Genomic DNA, 15,225 nt, shown 5'->3' with positions numbered 1-15,225 from the left:
TGTCACCCCCGGAACCGTTGCTGATTCTCAAGGAACCACTGGTAAGTACCGGCAAGCCCTGCCTCCAGTGAAATTTCGTGATACCAGCCAAGCTGATGCAGGCGCGTGACGTCGAGCAATTTACGCGGCGTGCCGTCCGGCTTCGCGGCGTCGAACACCACCCGGCCCTGGTAACCCACCACCTTTGCGATGGTCTGCGCCAGCTCGCGGATGGTGCAGTCCACGCCAGTGCCGACGTTAATGTGCGACAGCATCGGGGCGGTGTTCTCCTGCCACACTTCGCGCGCCAGCTCCATCACGTGAATGCTGGCCGCCGCCATATCGTCAACGTGCAGAAATTCGCGCATCGGCGTACCGCTGCCCCACACCACCACCTCCGGCGCGTGGCTCTGCGCGGCCTCATGAAAACGGCGCAGCAGCGCCGGGATCACATGTGAATTGTCCGGATGGAAATTGTCATGCGGGCCGTACAGGTTGGTTGGCATCACCGAACGGTAGTCGCGACCGTACTGACGGTTGTAGGACTCGCACAGTTTAATCCCGGCGATCTTGGCGATGGCATACGGCTCGTTGGTCGGCTCCAGCGTCCCCTGCAGCAGCTCGCTTTCCGCCATCGGCTGCCTTGCCAGTTTCGGATAGATACAGGACGAACCGAGAAACAGCAGTTTGTTCACGTTGTGCAGGTGCGCGGCGTGAATAATGTTGCTCTCTATCATCATGTTTTCATAAATAAAATCCGCCGGATACGTGTTGTTGGCGACAATGCCGCCCACTTTCGCCGCCGCCAGATAAACCTGGTCGATACCCGCTCCGGCAAAGAACGCCTGTACCGCGCGCCCGTCGAGCAGATCCAGCTCATCGCGGGTGCGCAGCACCAGTTCCACGTCGCCGCGCTGCGCAAGCTGCCGTACAATGGCGGAGCCCACCATCCCGCGATGGCCCGCCACAAAAATTCGTTGCTTATTCATTCTCAGGACTCCAGCGCGATGGCCACCTCGTAACCGTGAGATTTCAGCAGTGAGTGTTTTTTCGCGGCTTCCAGATCGTTCGCCACCATCTCGGAGACCATCTCCGACAGGGTGATTTCCGGTTTCCAGCCCAGTTTCTCATGCGCTTTGGACGGGTCGCCCAGCAGGGTTTCCACTTCCGCCGGACGGAAATAACGCGGATCAACGGCCACAATCACATCGCCCGGTTTCACGCCCGGCGCATCGTGTCCGGTAACGGATACCACGATCCCTTTCTCATTAATGCCTTCGCCTTCAAAGCGCAGTTTTATCCCCAGTTGCGCCGCCGCCAGCTCCACAAACTGGCGTACGGAATACTGCACGCCGGTGGCAATCACGAAATCTTCCGGCTGCTCCTGCTGTAACATCATCCACTGCATCCGTACGTAATCTTTCGCATGGCCCCAGTCGCGCAGCGAGTCCATGTTGCCGAGATACAGGCAGGACTCCAGTCCCTGGGCGATATTGGCGATGGCGCGGGTGATCTTACGGGTGACGAAGGTTTCGCCACGACGCGGGGACTCGTGGTTAAACAGAATGCCGTTACAGGCGTAAATACCATAGGATTCACGGTAGTTGACAGTGATCCAGTAGGCGTACAGTTTCGCCACCGCATAGGGGGAACGCGGGTAGAACGGCGTGGTCTCTTTCTGCGGAATTTCCTGCACCAGCCCGTACAATTCAGAGGTGGAGGCCTGGTAGAACCGCGTTTTCTTTTCAAGACCGAGGAAGCGAATCGCCTCCAGCAGGCGCAGCGTGCCCATCGCATCCACATCGGCGGTATATTCCGGCGACTCAAACGACACCGCCACGTGGCTCATCGCGCCCAGGTTGTAGACCTCATCCGGCTGCACTTCCTGTAAAATGCGGGTCAGGTTGGAGGCGTCGGTCAGGTCGCCATAATGCAGATGAAATTTCGGGTTGCAGCTGTGCGGATCCTGATAAATATGGTCCACGCGCTCGGTATTAAACGATGACGCGCGGCGCTTGATACCATGCACCTCATACCCTTTTTCCAGCAGAAATTCTGCCAGGTAAGACCCATCCTGTCCGGTTACGCCAGTAATGAGAGCGACTTTTGACATTTTCATTTCCTCAAATAGTCCCGTTAGGGAGTAACTTTCTGAACGCGCTGGCGCGTTACCACTGCGGGATTGCCCCGACAAATCGCATTTGCCGGTAATGATTTAAATACGCTGCTGCGTGCGCCGACGACGGTGCCATGACCTATCGTCACGCCGGGCGCGACAAAAACATCAGTCGCCAGCCAACATTTTTCGCCAATAACAATCGGCGCGGCATTAATATCGAAATGGGCGCTGGTATAATCATGGCTACCGGTGCACAAATACCCTTTTTGTGAAATAACCGCATGTGCGCCAATATTAATTTCACCCAACGTATATAACACAGCGTCGTCGCCTACCCAGGCATAATCGCCGACGGTTAATTTCCACGGATAGGTAATTTTTACTGACGGTCGAATAACCACATTTTTTCCAATTTTGGCGCCAAACAGACGCAGCAAAAAGGCTCGCCAGCGATACAATATTTGCGGCGATCCGGCGAATAATGTCGCCTGTACCGCCCACCATAATTGTACTTTTAGCGCATTAGCGCCGCGGAACCCTTTCGGCACCGTAAAGCCGCTAAGATCCTGCATAATAACTCCCGGTGATTAAACTTTGTTATACCGCGCTTTTGTTTTACCCGTCGTTTTCAGACGTAATAAATAGGATAATTGCGCCCAAAACCCTGGCACACGTAATATTTTTCGCTGTACGTTTTTTGCATCCTGACATAATTCCAGATTATTCGAGGTTGACACGCCGCCCATCGAAAATTCAGATACCAGTCCGTTAATTCGCCGAAAAGGATAGCCTGCTTTATAGAGACGGGCCGCCAGCGCATAATCTGAAGAGACATGATATTGCAGATCATAAGGATACTTTTTTAACGCTGCCGTCGGGAAAAATATCGCCTGATGGCTGGCTGGCAAACTATGGTAGATATAATACCCGGGTTTAGCCTTCCGGCGTATTTTATGCCCGCCGCCGAAATCCAGCAGCGCGTCGCCAATATACATCGCCTCGCCCTTTTGTCGCGCCAGTTGGCGGACAAACAGCGCGGCATCATCATGGAACGCATCACCGGAATTAAGAAACAGGGTATAGCGCCCCTGCGCCAGCGCAATGCCTTTGTTCATGGCATCATAAATACCGCGATCCTTTTCACTGATAAAACGCAGGTTAAACTCACCGTGACGTTTTTGCAGAAATTCGCGCGTGCCGTCCTCCGAACCGCCATCCACTACGATCCATTCAAATGACAGACCCGGATCGCGCGCCAGATTGCGCAGCGAGCGCCAGGTTTTTACCACCCCTTCGTAATTGCGAAAGGCGACGGTAACGACGCTTAAAAACATGCCACCACCCCCGTTATGAAATTTTTAACGCCTTGCGCAAAATGAACGGACAGACGATTAAAAAAGCATATTCCGGGCTAAATATTGAACCGGTAAAAAACAGCGACACCGGCGTAAAAAGATAGAGCTGCACCCGAAAATTGCGATTATCGCCAAACGCATTTAGCGCCATTTTTAAAACTTTCCCCATATACCACAGCGTCATTAGCACTGCGAACCAGGAAAAATAAATAATCAGTAGATACAATCCATTGTCTATGGTTTTCCCGACATCCGCACCGTTAAAGATTCCGAATGATGCAACATATTCATAAAGTGAGCCAAATCTGACTACACCATCAATATGGGTCAAGGAATATCCGACCATGACTAAGGGGCCCACAATACGATAATAAGAAGATGAGCCTTCCGTCCCTAAATCGCCAAGTCGTGTCGCGATATAAGGAAATGCAATAATTACCCCAACCAAAAACAGGGTTAATGAGACCAGCGCCAGTGGAAGTTTTTTCTTTATCGCATCCTTATTCAAATATTGGAACGCCCACTCCAGAAGGTAAAACAGGATAAAGGTCATTACCCCTGAAAATGATCCTGATAATATTATCCCTGCCAGAATCATAGCATCGCTTTTCGGTGTTTTGATACCAAACTGTTTGATGCTCAGCCAAATTGAGATTAGTGCCAAAGCGAAAAATGCCGGTTCAAAATAAAGCGCAGTGGTACGCTTACCGCCAAATTTTATGAAGTTCAGTACGTAGCTATTACTGTAAATGAGATATTTCGAAATTCCTTCCATAATACTGCTGCCGCCGGTAAGGATAATTTGCGCCATCTCAACCGCGGCGAGCGCGACCACTATACCCACCACCAGATAAAAAAAACGTAAAATCTTTCGGTGGTTATGCGCGGAAATGGTTTTGAATCGGATACTCCAGACCATCCCGATAATGACCACAATATAGACAAACAGCATCGTGGATGTGACATATTTACCGGCATTCAGCGACTGGCCGAACAGGAAGTTAAATGCCGTAAGCCCCGCGCCGATGCCTAAGGCAATCATCAATTTTTTTACGCTAATGCGTTCCACAAATAACAGCAGCAACAGCGGTAAAAAAGTGACGATGGTAATGGGAAAGCTTTCCCCCAGTTGGGCAATCTTGACATTGACCAGTAGGTAGATCAGCGGCAGCAGCAGGTAGCTACAGATTCTGATAGAACGAGACATACTCCTCCAGCATCTGTTGACCGCTGTACGCGACGCGGCTACGCATACGAAAGGCGTCCAGCGTGGCGCCAAATACCGCCTGAGCAATCTCTGGCTTACGCCGCTGCGCCAGGCGCAGTACATCTGTAGCGGCAAAGGTCTGGCCGCCGGATTTCGCCAGCACCTCCTGCGCCGCCTCGCTGTGGGTGGCGATCACCGGTACGCCGATCGAGAGCGCTTCACATAAGATCAGCGGATAGTTATCGACCCGCGAGCTAAAGACCAGCGCGTCCATCTCATTGAGCGCGCTCATTAATTTGCGCTTATCGGTTTCAAAACCGTGATTAACAACGTTTTGGCCGGTAAAAGGCGAAAATTTACCGAAGGTATGCAGTTCAATTTTTTCGCCCAGCGCCATCATGTCGTGTACCAGACGCTGGTCAGTTTTGCCGTCGTAACGCAAGTCATGCGCCACAATGGCGATCCGCGGTTTGCCCGGATTCAGCGGCACAGGTGATAGTTGCGCGAGAATCGCCTCGGTCGCCAGATCGATACCGTTGTTAATCACCCGGCAGAGTCCCGCGCCATAAACGCTGTTAAAGGCCTCGGCCACATGCTGGCTCGGCGAAATAAACTGGCAGCCCAGCCGCAGCATGTCCCGGAAGCGCTGACGTTTGCCGTCAATAAGCTGGTGCGCCCGATCCACCCTGACTGGCGGATAATTGCTTAGGGTCGGGCATTTTTGGCAGCCGCTTTTCCAGCCCTCGCAACCGTCGGTGAAGGCGCAACGCCCGGTGACGCTCCAGTGATCGTGCAGCGTCCAGACCAGCGTGACGTCCGGTTTTTGCGCTTTGACTTTTTCGCAAAATGTCACGATGTCCGCCAGGTTTAGCCAGTAACTGTGGAGAACATGAAAATGCAGCACCAGCGGGCCGGATGTCTGGATAACCGTGCGGTAAAGATTGTCGAGATTGCCAAACAGATCGCGATTCAGGAAACGAAATAGCGCGATATTGGCGATTGCCGTGCCGCGCGGCGTCTGTTTTATCACCTGCGGATAGCGGTGGTGACTGACGCTTTTTTTTCCGCCTTTGCCATAACCATAAACAAAACGTGACGTCAGCCCTTTTTGCAGCGCCCGCAGATGAAGATCTAACGCCACTCCCGCCGCGCCGCCTTCCGCCAGCCGTACATTAAATTGCAGAATATTCATGTGCTGACCTTCACCCGTGCTTTTTCTCCCACCACCAGCGCATGGTCCGGAATACTGTCAAGCACCACGCTACCCGCGCCAATCGTGACGTGATTACCAATAGTAATATCGCCAAGCAGAATGACGTTCGCCCCCAGCTCAACGCCGTGACCAATCACCGGGCAAGCCAGGCTGTCCGCGCCGCGATTGCCGATGGTGACGCCGTGGCGAATGGTAAAATCGTCGCCGGCGACGACGTGTTTATTGATCACTACCGCGTAACCATGATGGATAGTGAACCGCCGACCAATGGTCGCGGCGGCCTGGATTTCATACCCGAACAGGCATTCCGTGATCACGCGATACAGCACCAGCACCGGCGCGGCCCACAGATTATTCAGCACATTCTTTTTGCGCCAGATGGAACAAAAATGAGCGATACGGTAGGCCAGCACCATGCAACAGGGGCGTAAGCTCCAGCTATTCGCGCGTAAGTCTTCCAGCATCGTTATCGCCCCCGCAGCCCGGCCGCCAGGCGTTTGCTGTTACGCACGGAGAGCAACGTCAGCAACGTGCGCCAGGTCATTCGCTTATTGCGAATTTGGTACAGCGTAAAAAGCTGGTATTTTTTACTGGCGCGATCGAATTTATCTTTGTGCTTACGATAAAAATGGAAATAGCCGGAGAACTTTTTCGGCGAAGAGGTAATCTGCATCTCGCCGTGGTTGATATGTAAAATTTGCGTCGCCTCTTCGACTTTCCACGGTTCGCCATACTCCACCACCATGCGCAGAAAAATGTCGTAGTCCTGCGCCGCCTTGAGTTCGGTATCGAACAAACACGCTTTAAAACGCCAGGCCCAGGTAAAAACCTGATTGCCAATAATATTGCGCTTGTAGAACAAGCGGCGCGAATAAGGGGATTTCGGATACAGCGGCAGGCTGGCAGGCTGAGAGTAGACCTCGCCCTCGCACACATAGTCGTTGGCATACAAAAAGGCGTGCGTAGTCAACTGGTGTTTATGGGCCAGAAACACGCTCAGACGGTTTGGCGTCCATTCATCGTCATCATCAATACCGGTAATGTAGTGCCCTTGCGCCTGCATAATGGCCTGGTTGCGAACCGCGCAGGCGCCGGTATTCCTGGCGTTATGGGTATAACGGACGCGCGGGTCGTTCAGCTCCTCAACAAATTGTTGTAGCTGCTGATAAGATGAAGAGCAATCATCCACGATGATCATCTCCCAGTGACGGTAGTCCTGACGTAGTACTGATTTAATCGCCCGGATAGCCAACTGCTGCCTGTTCCAGGTTGGCATATAAATTGAGATCAGCGGATTGTCTGTTGTCATGCTTATTCCCCAGATAGTTTTGCCGCATGGCGCTACGCTTGTCCGGCCTACAGTCACAGGCCGCGCCATCCGGCACGCCTTATTTTTTATTTGGAATCTGACTGGTATTCATACTCGTAATAGCCATAATCCTGGTAACCCGTCGCCCGGCGGAAAATGGAGTTGAGAATGACGCCTTTGACCTGAATGCCATTCTGGTCAAAACGGCTCAGACTGGTTTCCACCTCTTTTAAGGTGTTGACGGCATAACGCGCCACCATCAGCGTTGTCCCGACGTGACGACCCACAATCGCGGCGTCCGTCACGGCCAGAATCGGCGGCGTGTCGATTAATACCAGGTCGTAGCGGCTGCTTGCCCAGGCGATCAGCTCGCCGAAGCGCTCGCTCATCAGCAGTTCCGATGGATTAGGCGGCACCTGACCGCGCGGAATAAGATCAAAATTAGCAATCGCCGTGGGTTTCGCGCAGGAGGCTATCTCACCTTTGCCCGCCAGAATGTCAGATAAGCCGTCCACGTTATTGGTGCCGAGCAGTTCATGGGTGTAGCCCTTGCGCATATCGCAGTCGATCAGTAATACCCGTTTATGCGTCTGGCTGATGACGGCCGCCAGGTTGGCGCAAACAAAGGTTTTACCGATAGAGGGGCTGACGCCTGTGAGCATGAGTACATTATTTTGCGCCTGCATCATGGCGAAATGCAGGCTGGTGCGCAGGCTGCGAATCGCCTCAATCGCCAGATCGGTCGGATTGCCCACCGCCAGCAGTTGGCTCTGCTTGTAACGCTTAATCCCTTTAATGGTTTTGACGCTATCGCGCGCTTTTTGCCATTCCGACAGCGGAATACTGGCATAGACGCTGATCCCGTGCTCCTCCAGCGCCTGCGGGCTTTCAATACCGCGATTAAACAGCGAGCGCAGGAGCACGCCGACAATCGATAACATTAATCCCAGAATAATGCTGCCGAGAATAATCAACGCCTTTTTCGGCTTCAGCACGCCCGGCTGGGTAATCGCCGGGTCAACGATGCGCACGTCGCCAACGGTGCTGGCTTCGGTGATTTTCAGCTCCTGCTGTTTATTAAGCAGTTGCATATAAACCTGCTGGCCGGACTCCACATCACGGGTCAAACGCACAATCTCCTGCTGGGTTTTCGGCATTGCCGTCACCCGCCCGTTCAGTTTGGCTTTTTCATCTTCCAGCGCTTTACGTTTTTCCAGCAGGGTGCGGTAAGCCGGATGCGCTTTGGTAAAGAGCTTGGAAATTTCCGCCTCTTTAAACGTCAACTCATTCAACTGGGCGTCGATATTAACCATCGAATCGAGCACCGCCTTCGCCTCCAGCGGTAAATCCACCGAGTCTTTATCCTGGCGGAAAGCGTTTAGCTTGTTTTCCGCCACATCCAGACGGCTGCGGACTTCCGGCAGTTGTTTTGCCAGAAACGCCAGGCTCTTCCCCGCCTCTTCAGATTTCCGCGCAATATCCTGTTGCAGATAGTTACGGGTAATACTGTTGAGAATTTCGCGGATCTGGTCGCGATCCTCTCCCGTGAACGTCAGGCTCAGAACGCCGGTATCTTTGCCGGTTTCCGTTACGGTGAGGTTATTTTGCAGGTTATTAATCATGCCAAGCGTTGAGAATTTACTCACCGTAAATTCCGTATCAGGACGGGCGTCAATCGCCTCTACCCGCATCGTCACGCCGTCTTTATTGAGTGGCTGGCCCACAACGCCCTGCGCGCTAAATCCGCCGTCGCTGACCAACTGATAACGTTTGTCGCCCAGCACTTTGAGGGTGAAGATCTGTCCGCTCATCGTCTCTGGTCGGGTGAATGTCGTGACTTTCACCATTTCATTGTGACGCCCCATCAGCCGCTCCCACCCGGCGCCGAACAGCGGAAAGGTGTTTTTGGTGACGGCAATATCCAGATCCAGATCGTCAACGGTCTTCCCCAGCACCAGGCGCGATCGAATGAGCTGAATTTCCGCATCGGAAGCCGGCGGCTTATTCGCTAATGCGCTGTTGATATCCTGTACCAGCGAATTACCGGCGTTTTGTTCAATCTGCACCAGCGCATCGGCGCTATAGATGGGCGTGGCGAAGAACGTATAAATTACCGCGCACAGCGCAAATATGGCCGTCGTCCCCAACACCCACCAACGCGCTTCAATCACCGTTCCGACCAGACGCCCGATATCGATTTCATCGCTACCCGTAGCCGCCGCAGATTGTTTTACTTTTTCTGTCATGGTTTTCCCTGCTCTGCATTCAGTGCCTGCGCCCACTGGCGGGCAGACCTTTCCAGTAATGTGTACACCGCCTCAAACGCATCGCGGCTTTTGCGATACGGGTCCGGTATTTCACGCTCGCTGTCCCAGTGACCAAACAGCATTACCTTGCCGCGCATTTCCGGCGCAATGTCGCACAGGGCGGCGATGTGGCGTTTCTCCATCGTCAGAATCAGGTCATACTCCCGGCACAGACGCGCGGAAATTTGCCTTGCGCAGTGATTTTCCAAAGACAGATCGTGGGCGCTCGCCACGCTCGCCGCCGCAGGATCGGCTCCTTTGCCGACCAGCGCGCCTAACCCGGCGGACGCTACCGTCAGCGAAGGATGAAAGCGCTTTAGCAAACGTTCTGCCGTCGGGGAACGGCAAACATTCCCCACACAGACCACTAAGATTTTGTTAAACATAACGATTACCAGGAATGAATGTCGCTGGCCGTATCCGTCATATAACGGACACCGCTAATGGTCGGCAGCAACTGATTGATCAGGCGGTTCCAGCGAGCAACCGGCGCGGTCGTGACGTACACCACATCGTAAGGCTGAAGTCGGAATTCCGTCGCCATCACCAATGACGTGGCGTCAGACATATCAAGCTGGTAGATATTGGCGATCTTGCCGCCGCGTCCCCCCTCGCCTTTCAACGGACGAATCACAAAAATGCCGCTGGCGTTGGAGGTGGTCAGATCGATGCCTTCCGCATTGCCTAATGCTTCGGTGAGCGTCATGCCGCTGAAATCCATTTTGAGGGTGCTCTGTTTTTTCACTTCGCCCATGACAAAGACTTTCAGATCGTCATTGCGCGGCACATACAGAATGTCGCCAGGGTAGAGCAAGCGGTTCTGGCTAAGATCGCCATTTTGCATCAGCGCCTGTAGCGAAATGCGCTGTTCTTTGCCGTTGTGCGTCAACACGACGTTGCGCCAGTCCGCCATATCGGTCAGGCCGCCCGCAGCGTTAATCGCATCCAGGACGGTTAGCGGTACGTTAGTAATAGCCTGCTGACCGGATTTATTCACCTGGCCGGAGATGTACGCTTTTTGCGAGCGGAAAGCGGCGATATTGACATCCACCTGCGGGTCCGCGATGTACTTCGCTAAACGCCCGGTAATATCGCTGCGAATCTCTGACAAAGTTTTACCGACGACGCTAACCTTGCCAATGTAGGGATAAAACATGGTGCCGTCCGGCTGTACCCAGTTGCCGGTATCGCTTGAGCTACGGTACTGGCCTGCTGGCGTGGTCAATTCCGGGTGATCCCAGACGGTGACATTCAGCACATCGCCAGGCCCGACGCGATACTGATAGCTGGCGATCTCCTGGTCCAGCGACATATTCGGTTGCGCGACATTGGGCCGCGGGCGTAATTGCTCAACCAGCCGTGGCGTCAGCGGATACACATTGACCATCCGGTCGAGATCAAAGTCAGCGTCTTGCTGTTTGATCACATCTTTCCCCATCGTAGACATATTGCTGCCCGGAAGTACTGTGCAACCACTTATCAAGCTGAGCGACGCCAATAATGGCATCAATTTCATTTTAGATTTCATCATTGATTATTTATCACTTTGGCAGAGTCATTATCCTGTGCAATTTAAATAGCGGCTTCGTCCGTGCACATTTACCTTGCAGTTAATGGCAGAGAAAATTAACTGGCATCATTCTGAAAAAAAATCAATTCATCCGCAGGCTATTGACAGAATAATAAAGGCTTATATTCAGGCTTTCAGGCACGCTACCGCCCCTGGCTTCTTAGCTACCAATACACTGATTATTCTAAATTTTCGCATTCCCCTCCGATTTCATCCTCGTTCAGATAAAAATCTTCAGCGAAATAAAGGTTACGTATTAATAGTTTTCTCGATGTCGTGACAGGATATTTAAGAGCGCTATCTTAATCCTGCAAGAATTGTTGCAGCTAACCTAATGACAGGCAAGGTAACAAACCCGCCATTCTATATTTTTAAGATTAATATTAAATGAATTAACAGATGATTTTAGGATTTTATTGATGTTGACAATATTTATTTACTCCACTCCACCTGCGATATTTCCTAAATATATTCTTGACATTATTTAGTTTCCGACAGAAACATTACGGCTATTTTAAAGTTATTTTATAGCCGCGTAACAAAGATAAATTGCTCTGCGGCATTGCATTTTTCCGCCGTATTATCCATGATCGAATTGTGACAATTGTCATATTACAGAAGGTATTGCTCTTACTATGGAATGGATTGCCGATCCGTCAATCTGGGCCGGACTGGTGACGTTAATCGTTATCGAACTTGTTCTCGGCATTGATAACCTGGTCTTTATTGCCATCCTCGCTGAAAAACTACCGCCGGGGCAGCGCGACCGCGCGCGCATTACCGGCCTGATACTGGCGATGATCATGCGCCTGCTGCTGCTGGCGTCAATCTCGTGGCTGGTCACCTTGACTAAGCCGCTCTTTAGCATACAGGCGTTAAGCTTTAGCGCCCGCGATCTGATTATGCTGTTCGGCGGCTTCTTCCTGCTCTTTAAAGCCACCATGGAGCTCAACGAACGGCTGGAAGGGAAAGATAGCGCCAACCCTACCCAGCGTAAGGGGGCGAAATTCTGGGCGGTGGTCGCGCAAATCGTGGTGCTGGACGCTATCTTTTCTCTCGACTCCGTGATTACCGCCGTGGGGATGGTCGATCACCTGGCGGTCATGATGGCGGCAGTGATAATCGCCATTAGCCTGATGCTGCTCGCCAGCAAGTCCCTGACCCGATTTGTGAACAACCATCCCACCATTGTCATTTTGTGCCTTAGCTTCCTGCTAATGATCGGCTTTAGCCTGGTGGCGGAAGGGTTTGGTTTCCACATTCCGAAAGGGTATCTGTACGCGGCTATCGGCTTCTCGGTGATGATCGAGGCGCTCAACCAACTGGCTATTTTTAACCGCCGCCGTTTTCTTTCCGCTAACCATACGCTGCGCCAGCGCACAACGGAGGCCGTGATGCGGCTGATTAGCGGTAAAAAAGAGGATGCCGAACTGGATGCGGAAACCGCCGCGATGCTGGCAGACCATGACGACAGCCAGATTTTTAATCCGCAGGAGCGCAGGATGATTGAGCGGGTGCTGAATCTCAACCAGCGCACCGTAAGTAGCATCATGACGTCGCGTCACGATATCGAGCATATCGATCTCAACGCGCCGGAAGCGGAAATCCGCGCTCTGCTGGAAAAGAACCAGCATACGCGTCTGGTCGTGACGGGTGAAAATGAACAGGAAGATTTACTCGGCGTCGTCCACGTCATCGATCTGTTGCAACAATCGCTGCGCGGCGAACCGCTCAACCTGCGGGCGCTGATTCGCCAACCGCTGGTTTTCCCGGAAACATTGCCGCTGCTGCCTGCGCTGGAGCAGTTCCGTAACGCCAGAACCCATTTTGCCTTTGTCGTAGATGAGTTTGGCTCGGTTGAAGGCATTGTGACATTAAGCGATGTCATGGAGACTATTGCCGGTAATCTGCCGAATGAAGTCGAGGAAATTGACGCCCGCCACGATATTCAGAAGAACCCGGACGGTTCCTGGACAGCAAACGGCCATATGCCGCTGGAGGATTTGGTGCAGTACGTGCCGCTACCGCTGGATGAAAAACGGGAATACCATACGATTGCCGGATTATTGATGGAATATTTGCAGCGCATACCGCAAACCGGTGAAGAGGTTCAGGTGGGTGATTATTTGCTGAAAACATTGCAGGTAGAAAGCCATCGAGTGCAGAAAGTGCAGTTAATTCCGCTGCATAACGGCGAGCCAGACCAGGAGATGTAACGCCTGTTCGCCTGCCCCGGCCTGCTTACCAGGCAGGCCGGAGGCGCGTTAGCCTTGCCATCCGGCTCTGCCCTTTGGCCAAAAACTACAGCTTATCCAGCAGTTTCTTCACATCTTTACCATTGCGGGTATCTTTATTGCGCTCCGCCCAGTCGTTGAGCCGACGCTTCGCCTCATCCTGTAAATGCTTACGCAATAACTGATCCACTTGCAGGGTATAGTTCAGCTCCTGCCACTTGCCATAGACGCGCAGCGGCACCGGCGTCTCTTTCAGGAAGGTGATCAGGTTGCTATTGCCGTTCCATCCGCCCAGCACACGCAGATTAAATTGCGTATCACAGCTCTGCTTAACCAGGTCCAGCGTTCCGCTGCCGGTTAACGCCAGCATAGAAGATTGCCCGACCATGTCGTCGAGCGTCAGCGTGCCCTTATTTAGCGTCAGATCGGTCGTGAAGCGATCCAGTCGGGTCGCGTTGTCCATATTTTCCTGCGACTGCTGCGCGTCGCCGCCGCTTCGCTCTACGGCCTGCTGCACCAGTTGCTGGAAATTCATTCCTTCAAGGCGCGTATTGCTCATGTCAACATGCGCTTTTCCTTTCCAGCTGTGGCGAAATGCCTCCGCGTCAATATCTGCCCCGGAGAAATCGCCAACCAGCGACATCTTACCGGTCAGGCTAATCGGATAATTGAAGGCTTTCAGGATAGTCCCAATCTCAACATGATTGAGGCGAGGGTGGAACTCGATGCGCGGACTGGCGGTGCGGGCGTCAAGCGTGCCGGGCAGCGACATCTCTCCGTCGGCCAGTTTCCCCTGCAACTCGGTAATATCCAGCAATCCGGCCTGATTAGACATCTTCGTCGAAACCTGGGTAAAGTCCATTCCCCGCCAGCGAACTGAATCCGCCTGTAAAGCAATCTCCGCCGTAAAGCTTTGCAGCCCCTGATAAGGCGGCGCACCAACACGCGACGCGATAACTGGCCTGGTCAGGGGGAGCGTATTTTGCCCCTGCGACACCGCGCCGCCTGTCTGAGCCACGGCGCTATGATGCGGCAACAGGTTGTCCAGATTAAGCTTGCTGGACTGGAGGTCAATTTGCCATTCCGGCTGCTCCGCCAGCGTTACCTGAACTTGCCCGGTCAGAGAACTGTCATTCGCCGTTAAATTTAAGTGGTTAAATGAAAGACGTTTTTGCGCCTCCTGCCACTGCGCCTGCAATTGTCCCTGCCCCTCAATCCCCTGCGCTGGTAGATCCGCGCCCTGCAATTGCCAGCGCAGTTGCTCAATACCCGCGGTTAAATTATGCGGGTAATCGGAAGCATCCACCGTTCCGCTGAACGATAAAGCAAGATCCCGCTGATCGCGGTTCACGCGTCCCGAAAAATCAAACGTGCCGCGATGCTCGGCATCTTGTTCCATATTCAGACGAATATCGCGCACCGTGACCTGGTCATCATTTTCATGCTGGAAAACCAGCACACTATCGGCAACGCGCAGGCTACGAATATCAAACGACCAGCCGCGATCTTCCGCTACGTCCGGCAAGGTATTATCTTTCGGCGCGACCGGCGCATCATCACTGCGTACCGCTTCCGTTTGCGGCGTCAATTGAATCACCCCGCCTTTCAGCATCACCTGCTTAACATGAAGCTGATGACTCAACAGCGGCCATAAAGCGACATCCAGGCGCATATTGTCAGCCCGCACCAGCGGTTCGCTGGCGCCTCGCGCCGTTAGCGTCATTCGCCCGGAAAGGATACTGAGTTGCGGCCATACGTGCCAGCGCAGCGGCCCGTCAAGTTGCAACTGATATTCACTACGCGCGGCAACCTGCTGCACCATATAGGCGCGGAAATCATTCGGATTGACCAACAATACCAACGCAGAGAATCCGGCCACCAGCACGACCAGGAGAATCATCAGCGTCGTCAGAAATCGTCTCATGCTACCCTC

General features: G+C 53.0%; 13 protein-coding genes. 1 reads left to right on the top strand and 12 read right to left on the bottom strand.

Going from position 1 to position 15,225, the window contains the following annotated elements; translation table 11 throughout:
* Positions 1-2: 2 nt before the first annotated feature.
* From fcl to HU143_RS08585, 11 genes are all read right to left on the bottom strand, one after another.
* The gene (gene fcl / locus HU143_RS08635) at positions 3-968 is read right to left on the bottom strand and encodes a GDP-L-fucose synthase (RefSeq protein WP_001041701.1); all 966 of its coding nucleotides are present in this window, start codon (positions 966-968) and stop codon (positions 3-5) included.
* Between the two features lie 2 nt (positions 969-970).
* Positions 971-2,092: a GDP-mannose 4,6-dehydratase gene (gmd, locus tag HU143_RS08630; protein ID WP_000048160.1), complete on the bottom strand. Its 1,122-nt coding sequence runs from the start codon at positions 2,090-2,092 to the stop codon at positions 971-973.
* Between the two features lie 23 nt (positions 2,093-2,115).
* Positions 2,116-2,670, bottom strand: a complete 555-nt coding sequence (gene wcaF, locus HU143_RS08625) for a colanic acid biosynthesis acetyltransferase WcaF (protein ID WP_001153603.1) — start codon at positions 2,668-2,670, stop codon at positions 2,116-2,118.
* Between the two features lie 15 nt (positions 2,671-2,685).
* Positions 2,686-3,432: a colanic acid biosynthesis glycosyltransferase WcaE gene (gene wcaE / locus HU143_RS08620; RefSeq protein WP_000480132.1), complete on the bottom strand. Its 747-nt coding sequence runs from the start codon at positions 3,430-3,432 to the stop codon at positions 2,686-2,688.
* A 13-nt stretch (positions 3,433-3,445) separates the two neighbouring features.
* Positions 3,446-4,660 (bottom strand): colanic acid polymerase WcaD, encoded by a 1,215-nt coding sequence (gene wcaD, locus HU143_RS08615; protein WP_000091392.1) that lies wholly within the window; start codon positions 4,658-4,660, stop codon positions 3,446-3,448.
* A complete protein-coding gene (gene wcaC / locus HU143_RS08610; RefSeq protein ID WP_023226695.1) occupies positions 4,635-5,852 on the bottom strand; it encodes a colanic acid biosynthesis glycosyltransferase WcaC in 1,218 nt (405 codons plus the stop codon). The genes wcaD and wcaC overlap by 26 nt, the downstream gene beginning before the upstream one ends.
* Positions 5,849-6,337, bottom strand: coding sequence for a colanic acid biosynthesis acetyltransferase WcaB (gene wcaB, locus HU143_RS08605; RefSeq protein WP_023226696.1), 489 nt, complete (start codon positions 6,335-6,337; stop codon positions 5,849-5,851). Before wcaB ends, wcaC begins: the two co-directional genes overlap by 4 nt.
* 2 nt (positions 6,338-6,339) lie before the next feature.
* Complete coding sequence (wcaA, locus tag HU143_RS08600; RefSeq protein WP_000205695.1) at positions 6,340-7,182, bottom strand: colanic acid biosynthesis glycosyltransferase WcaA; 843 nt, start codon at positions 7,180-7,182, stop codon at positions 6,340-6,342.
* A gap of 86 nt (positions 7,183-7,268) precedes the next feature.
* A complete protein-coding gene (gene wzc / locus HU143_RS08595) occupies positions 7,269-9,428 on the bottom strand; it encodes a tyrosine-protein kinase Wzc (RefSeq protein ID WP_023226697.1) in 2,160 nt (719 codons plus the stop codon).
* Positions 9,425-9,874 carry a low molecular weight protein-tyrosine-phosphatase Wzb gene (gene wzb, locus HU143_RS08590; RefSeq protein WP_000482224.1) on the bottom strand — a complete coding sequence of 150 codons (450 nt, stop codon included), beginning with the start codon at positions 9,872-9,874 and terminating at the stop codon, positions 9,425-9,427. The genes wzc and wzb overlap by 4 nt, the downstream gene beginning before the upstream one ends.
* 5 nt (positions 9,875-9,879) lie before the next feature.
* Positions 9,880-11,019: a polysaccharide export protein gene (locus HU143_RS08585; protein WP_000978077.1), complete on the bottom strand. Its 1,140-nt coding sequence runs from the start codon at positions 11,017-11,019 to the stop codon at positions 9,880-9,882.
* A 674-nt stretch (positions 11,020-11,693) separates the two neighbouring features.
* On the opposite strand from HU143_RS08585, the gene HU143_RS08580 reads away from it, so the two are divergent.
* On the top strand, positions 11,694-13,274 hold the full coding sequence (locus HU143_RS08580; RefSeq protein WP_023226698.1) for a TerC family protein: 1,581 nt from the start codon (positions 11,694-11,696) through the stop codon (positions 13,272-13,274).
* An 85-nt stretch (positions 13,275-13,359) separates the two neighbouring features.
* Here HU143_RS08580 and asmA read toward each other — a convergent pair whose 3' ends face one another.
* Complete coding sequence (asmA, locus tag HU143_RS08575) at positions 13,360-15,216, bottom strand: outer membrane assembly protein AsmA (RefSeq protein ID WP_001252271.1); 1,857 nt, start codon at positions 15,214-15,216, stop codon at positions 13,360-13,362.
* Between the last annotated feature and the right edge of the window lie 9 nt (positions 15,217-15,225).

Origin of the sequence: Salmonella sp. SJTUF14076 (genome assembly GCF_015534835.1) — a bacterium.
Lineage (GTDB): Bacteria > Pseudomonadota > Gammaproteobacteria > Enterobacterales > Enterobacteriaceae > Salmonella > Salmonella enterica.
Note: the sequence above shows the minus strand (reverse complement) of the source record. Positions and strands in the feature narration are given on the sequence as shown.

Bases quoted from the DNA above. Each gene is read 5' to 3' on its own strand.
- fcl (WP_001041701.1), bottom strand. From the start codon at position 968: ATGAATAAGCAACGAATTTTTGTGGCGGGCCATCGCGGGATGGTGGGC.
- gmd (WP_000048160.1), bottom strand. From the start codon at position 2,092: ATGTCAAAAGTCGCTCTCATTACTGGCGTAACCGGACAGGATGGGTCT.
- wcaF (WP_001153603.1), bottom strand. From the start codon at position 2,670: ATGCAGGATCTTAGCGGCTTTACGGTGCCGAAAGGGTTCCGCGGCGCT.
- wcaE (WP_000480132.1), bottom strand. From the start codon at position 3,432: ATGTTTTTAAGCGTCGTTACCGTCGCCTTTCGCAATTACGAAGGGGTG.
- wcaD (WP_000091392.1), bottom strand. From the start codon at position 4,660: ATGTCTCGTTCTATCAGAATCTGTAGCTACCTGCTGCTGCCGCTGATC.
- wcaC (WP_023226695.1), bottom strand. From the start codon at position 5,852: ATGAATATTCTGCAATTTAATGTACGGCTGGCGGAAGGCGGCGCGGCG.
- wcaB (WP_023226696.1), bottom strand. From the start codon at position 6,337: ATGCTGGAAGACTTACGCGCGAATAGCTGGAGCTTACGCCCCTGTTGC.
- wcaA (WP_000205695.1), bottom strand. From the start codon at position 7,182: ATGACAACAGACAATCCGCTGATCTCAATTTATATGCCAACCTGGAAC.
- wzc (WP_023226697.1), bottom strand. From the start codon at position 9,428: ATGACAGAAAAAGTAAAACAATCTGCGGCGGCTACGGGTAGCGATGAA.
- wzb (WP_000482224.1), bottom strand. From the start codon at position 9,874: ATGTTTAACAAAATCTTAGTGGTCTGTGTGGGGAATGTTTGCCGTTCC.
- HU143_RS08585 (WP_000978077.1), bottom strand. From the start codon at position 11,019: ATGATGAAATCTAAAATGAAATTGATGCCATTATTGGCGTCGCTCAGC.
- HU143_RS08580 (WP_023226698.1), top strand. From the start codon at position 11,694: ATGGAATGGATTGCCGATCCGTCAATCTGGGCCGGACTGGTGACGTTA.
- asmA (WP_001252271.1), bottom strand. From the start codon at position 15,216: ATGAGACGATTTCTGACGACGCTGATGATTCTCCTGGTCGTGCTGGTG.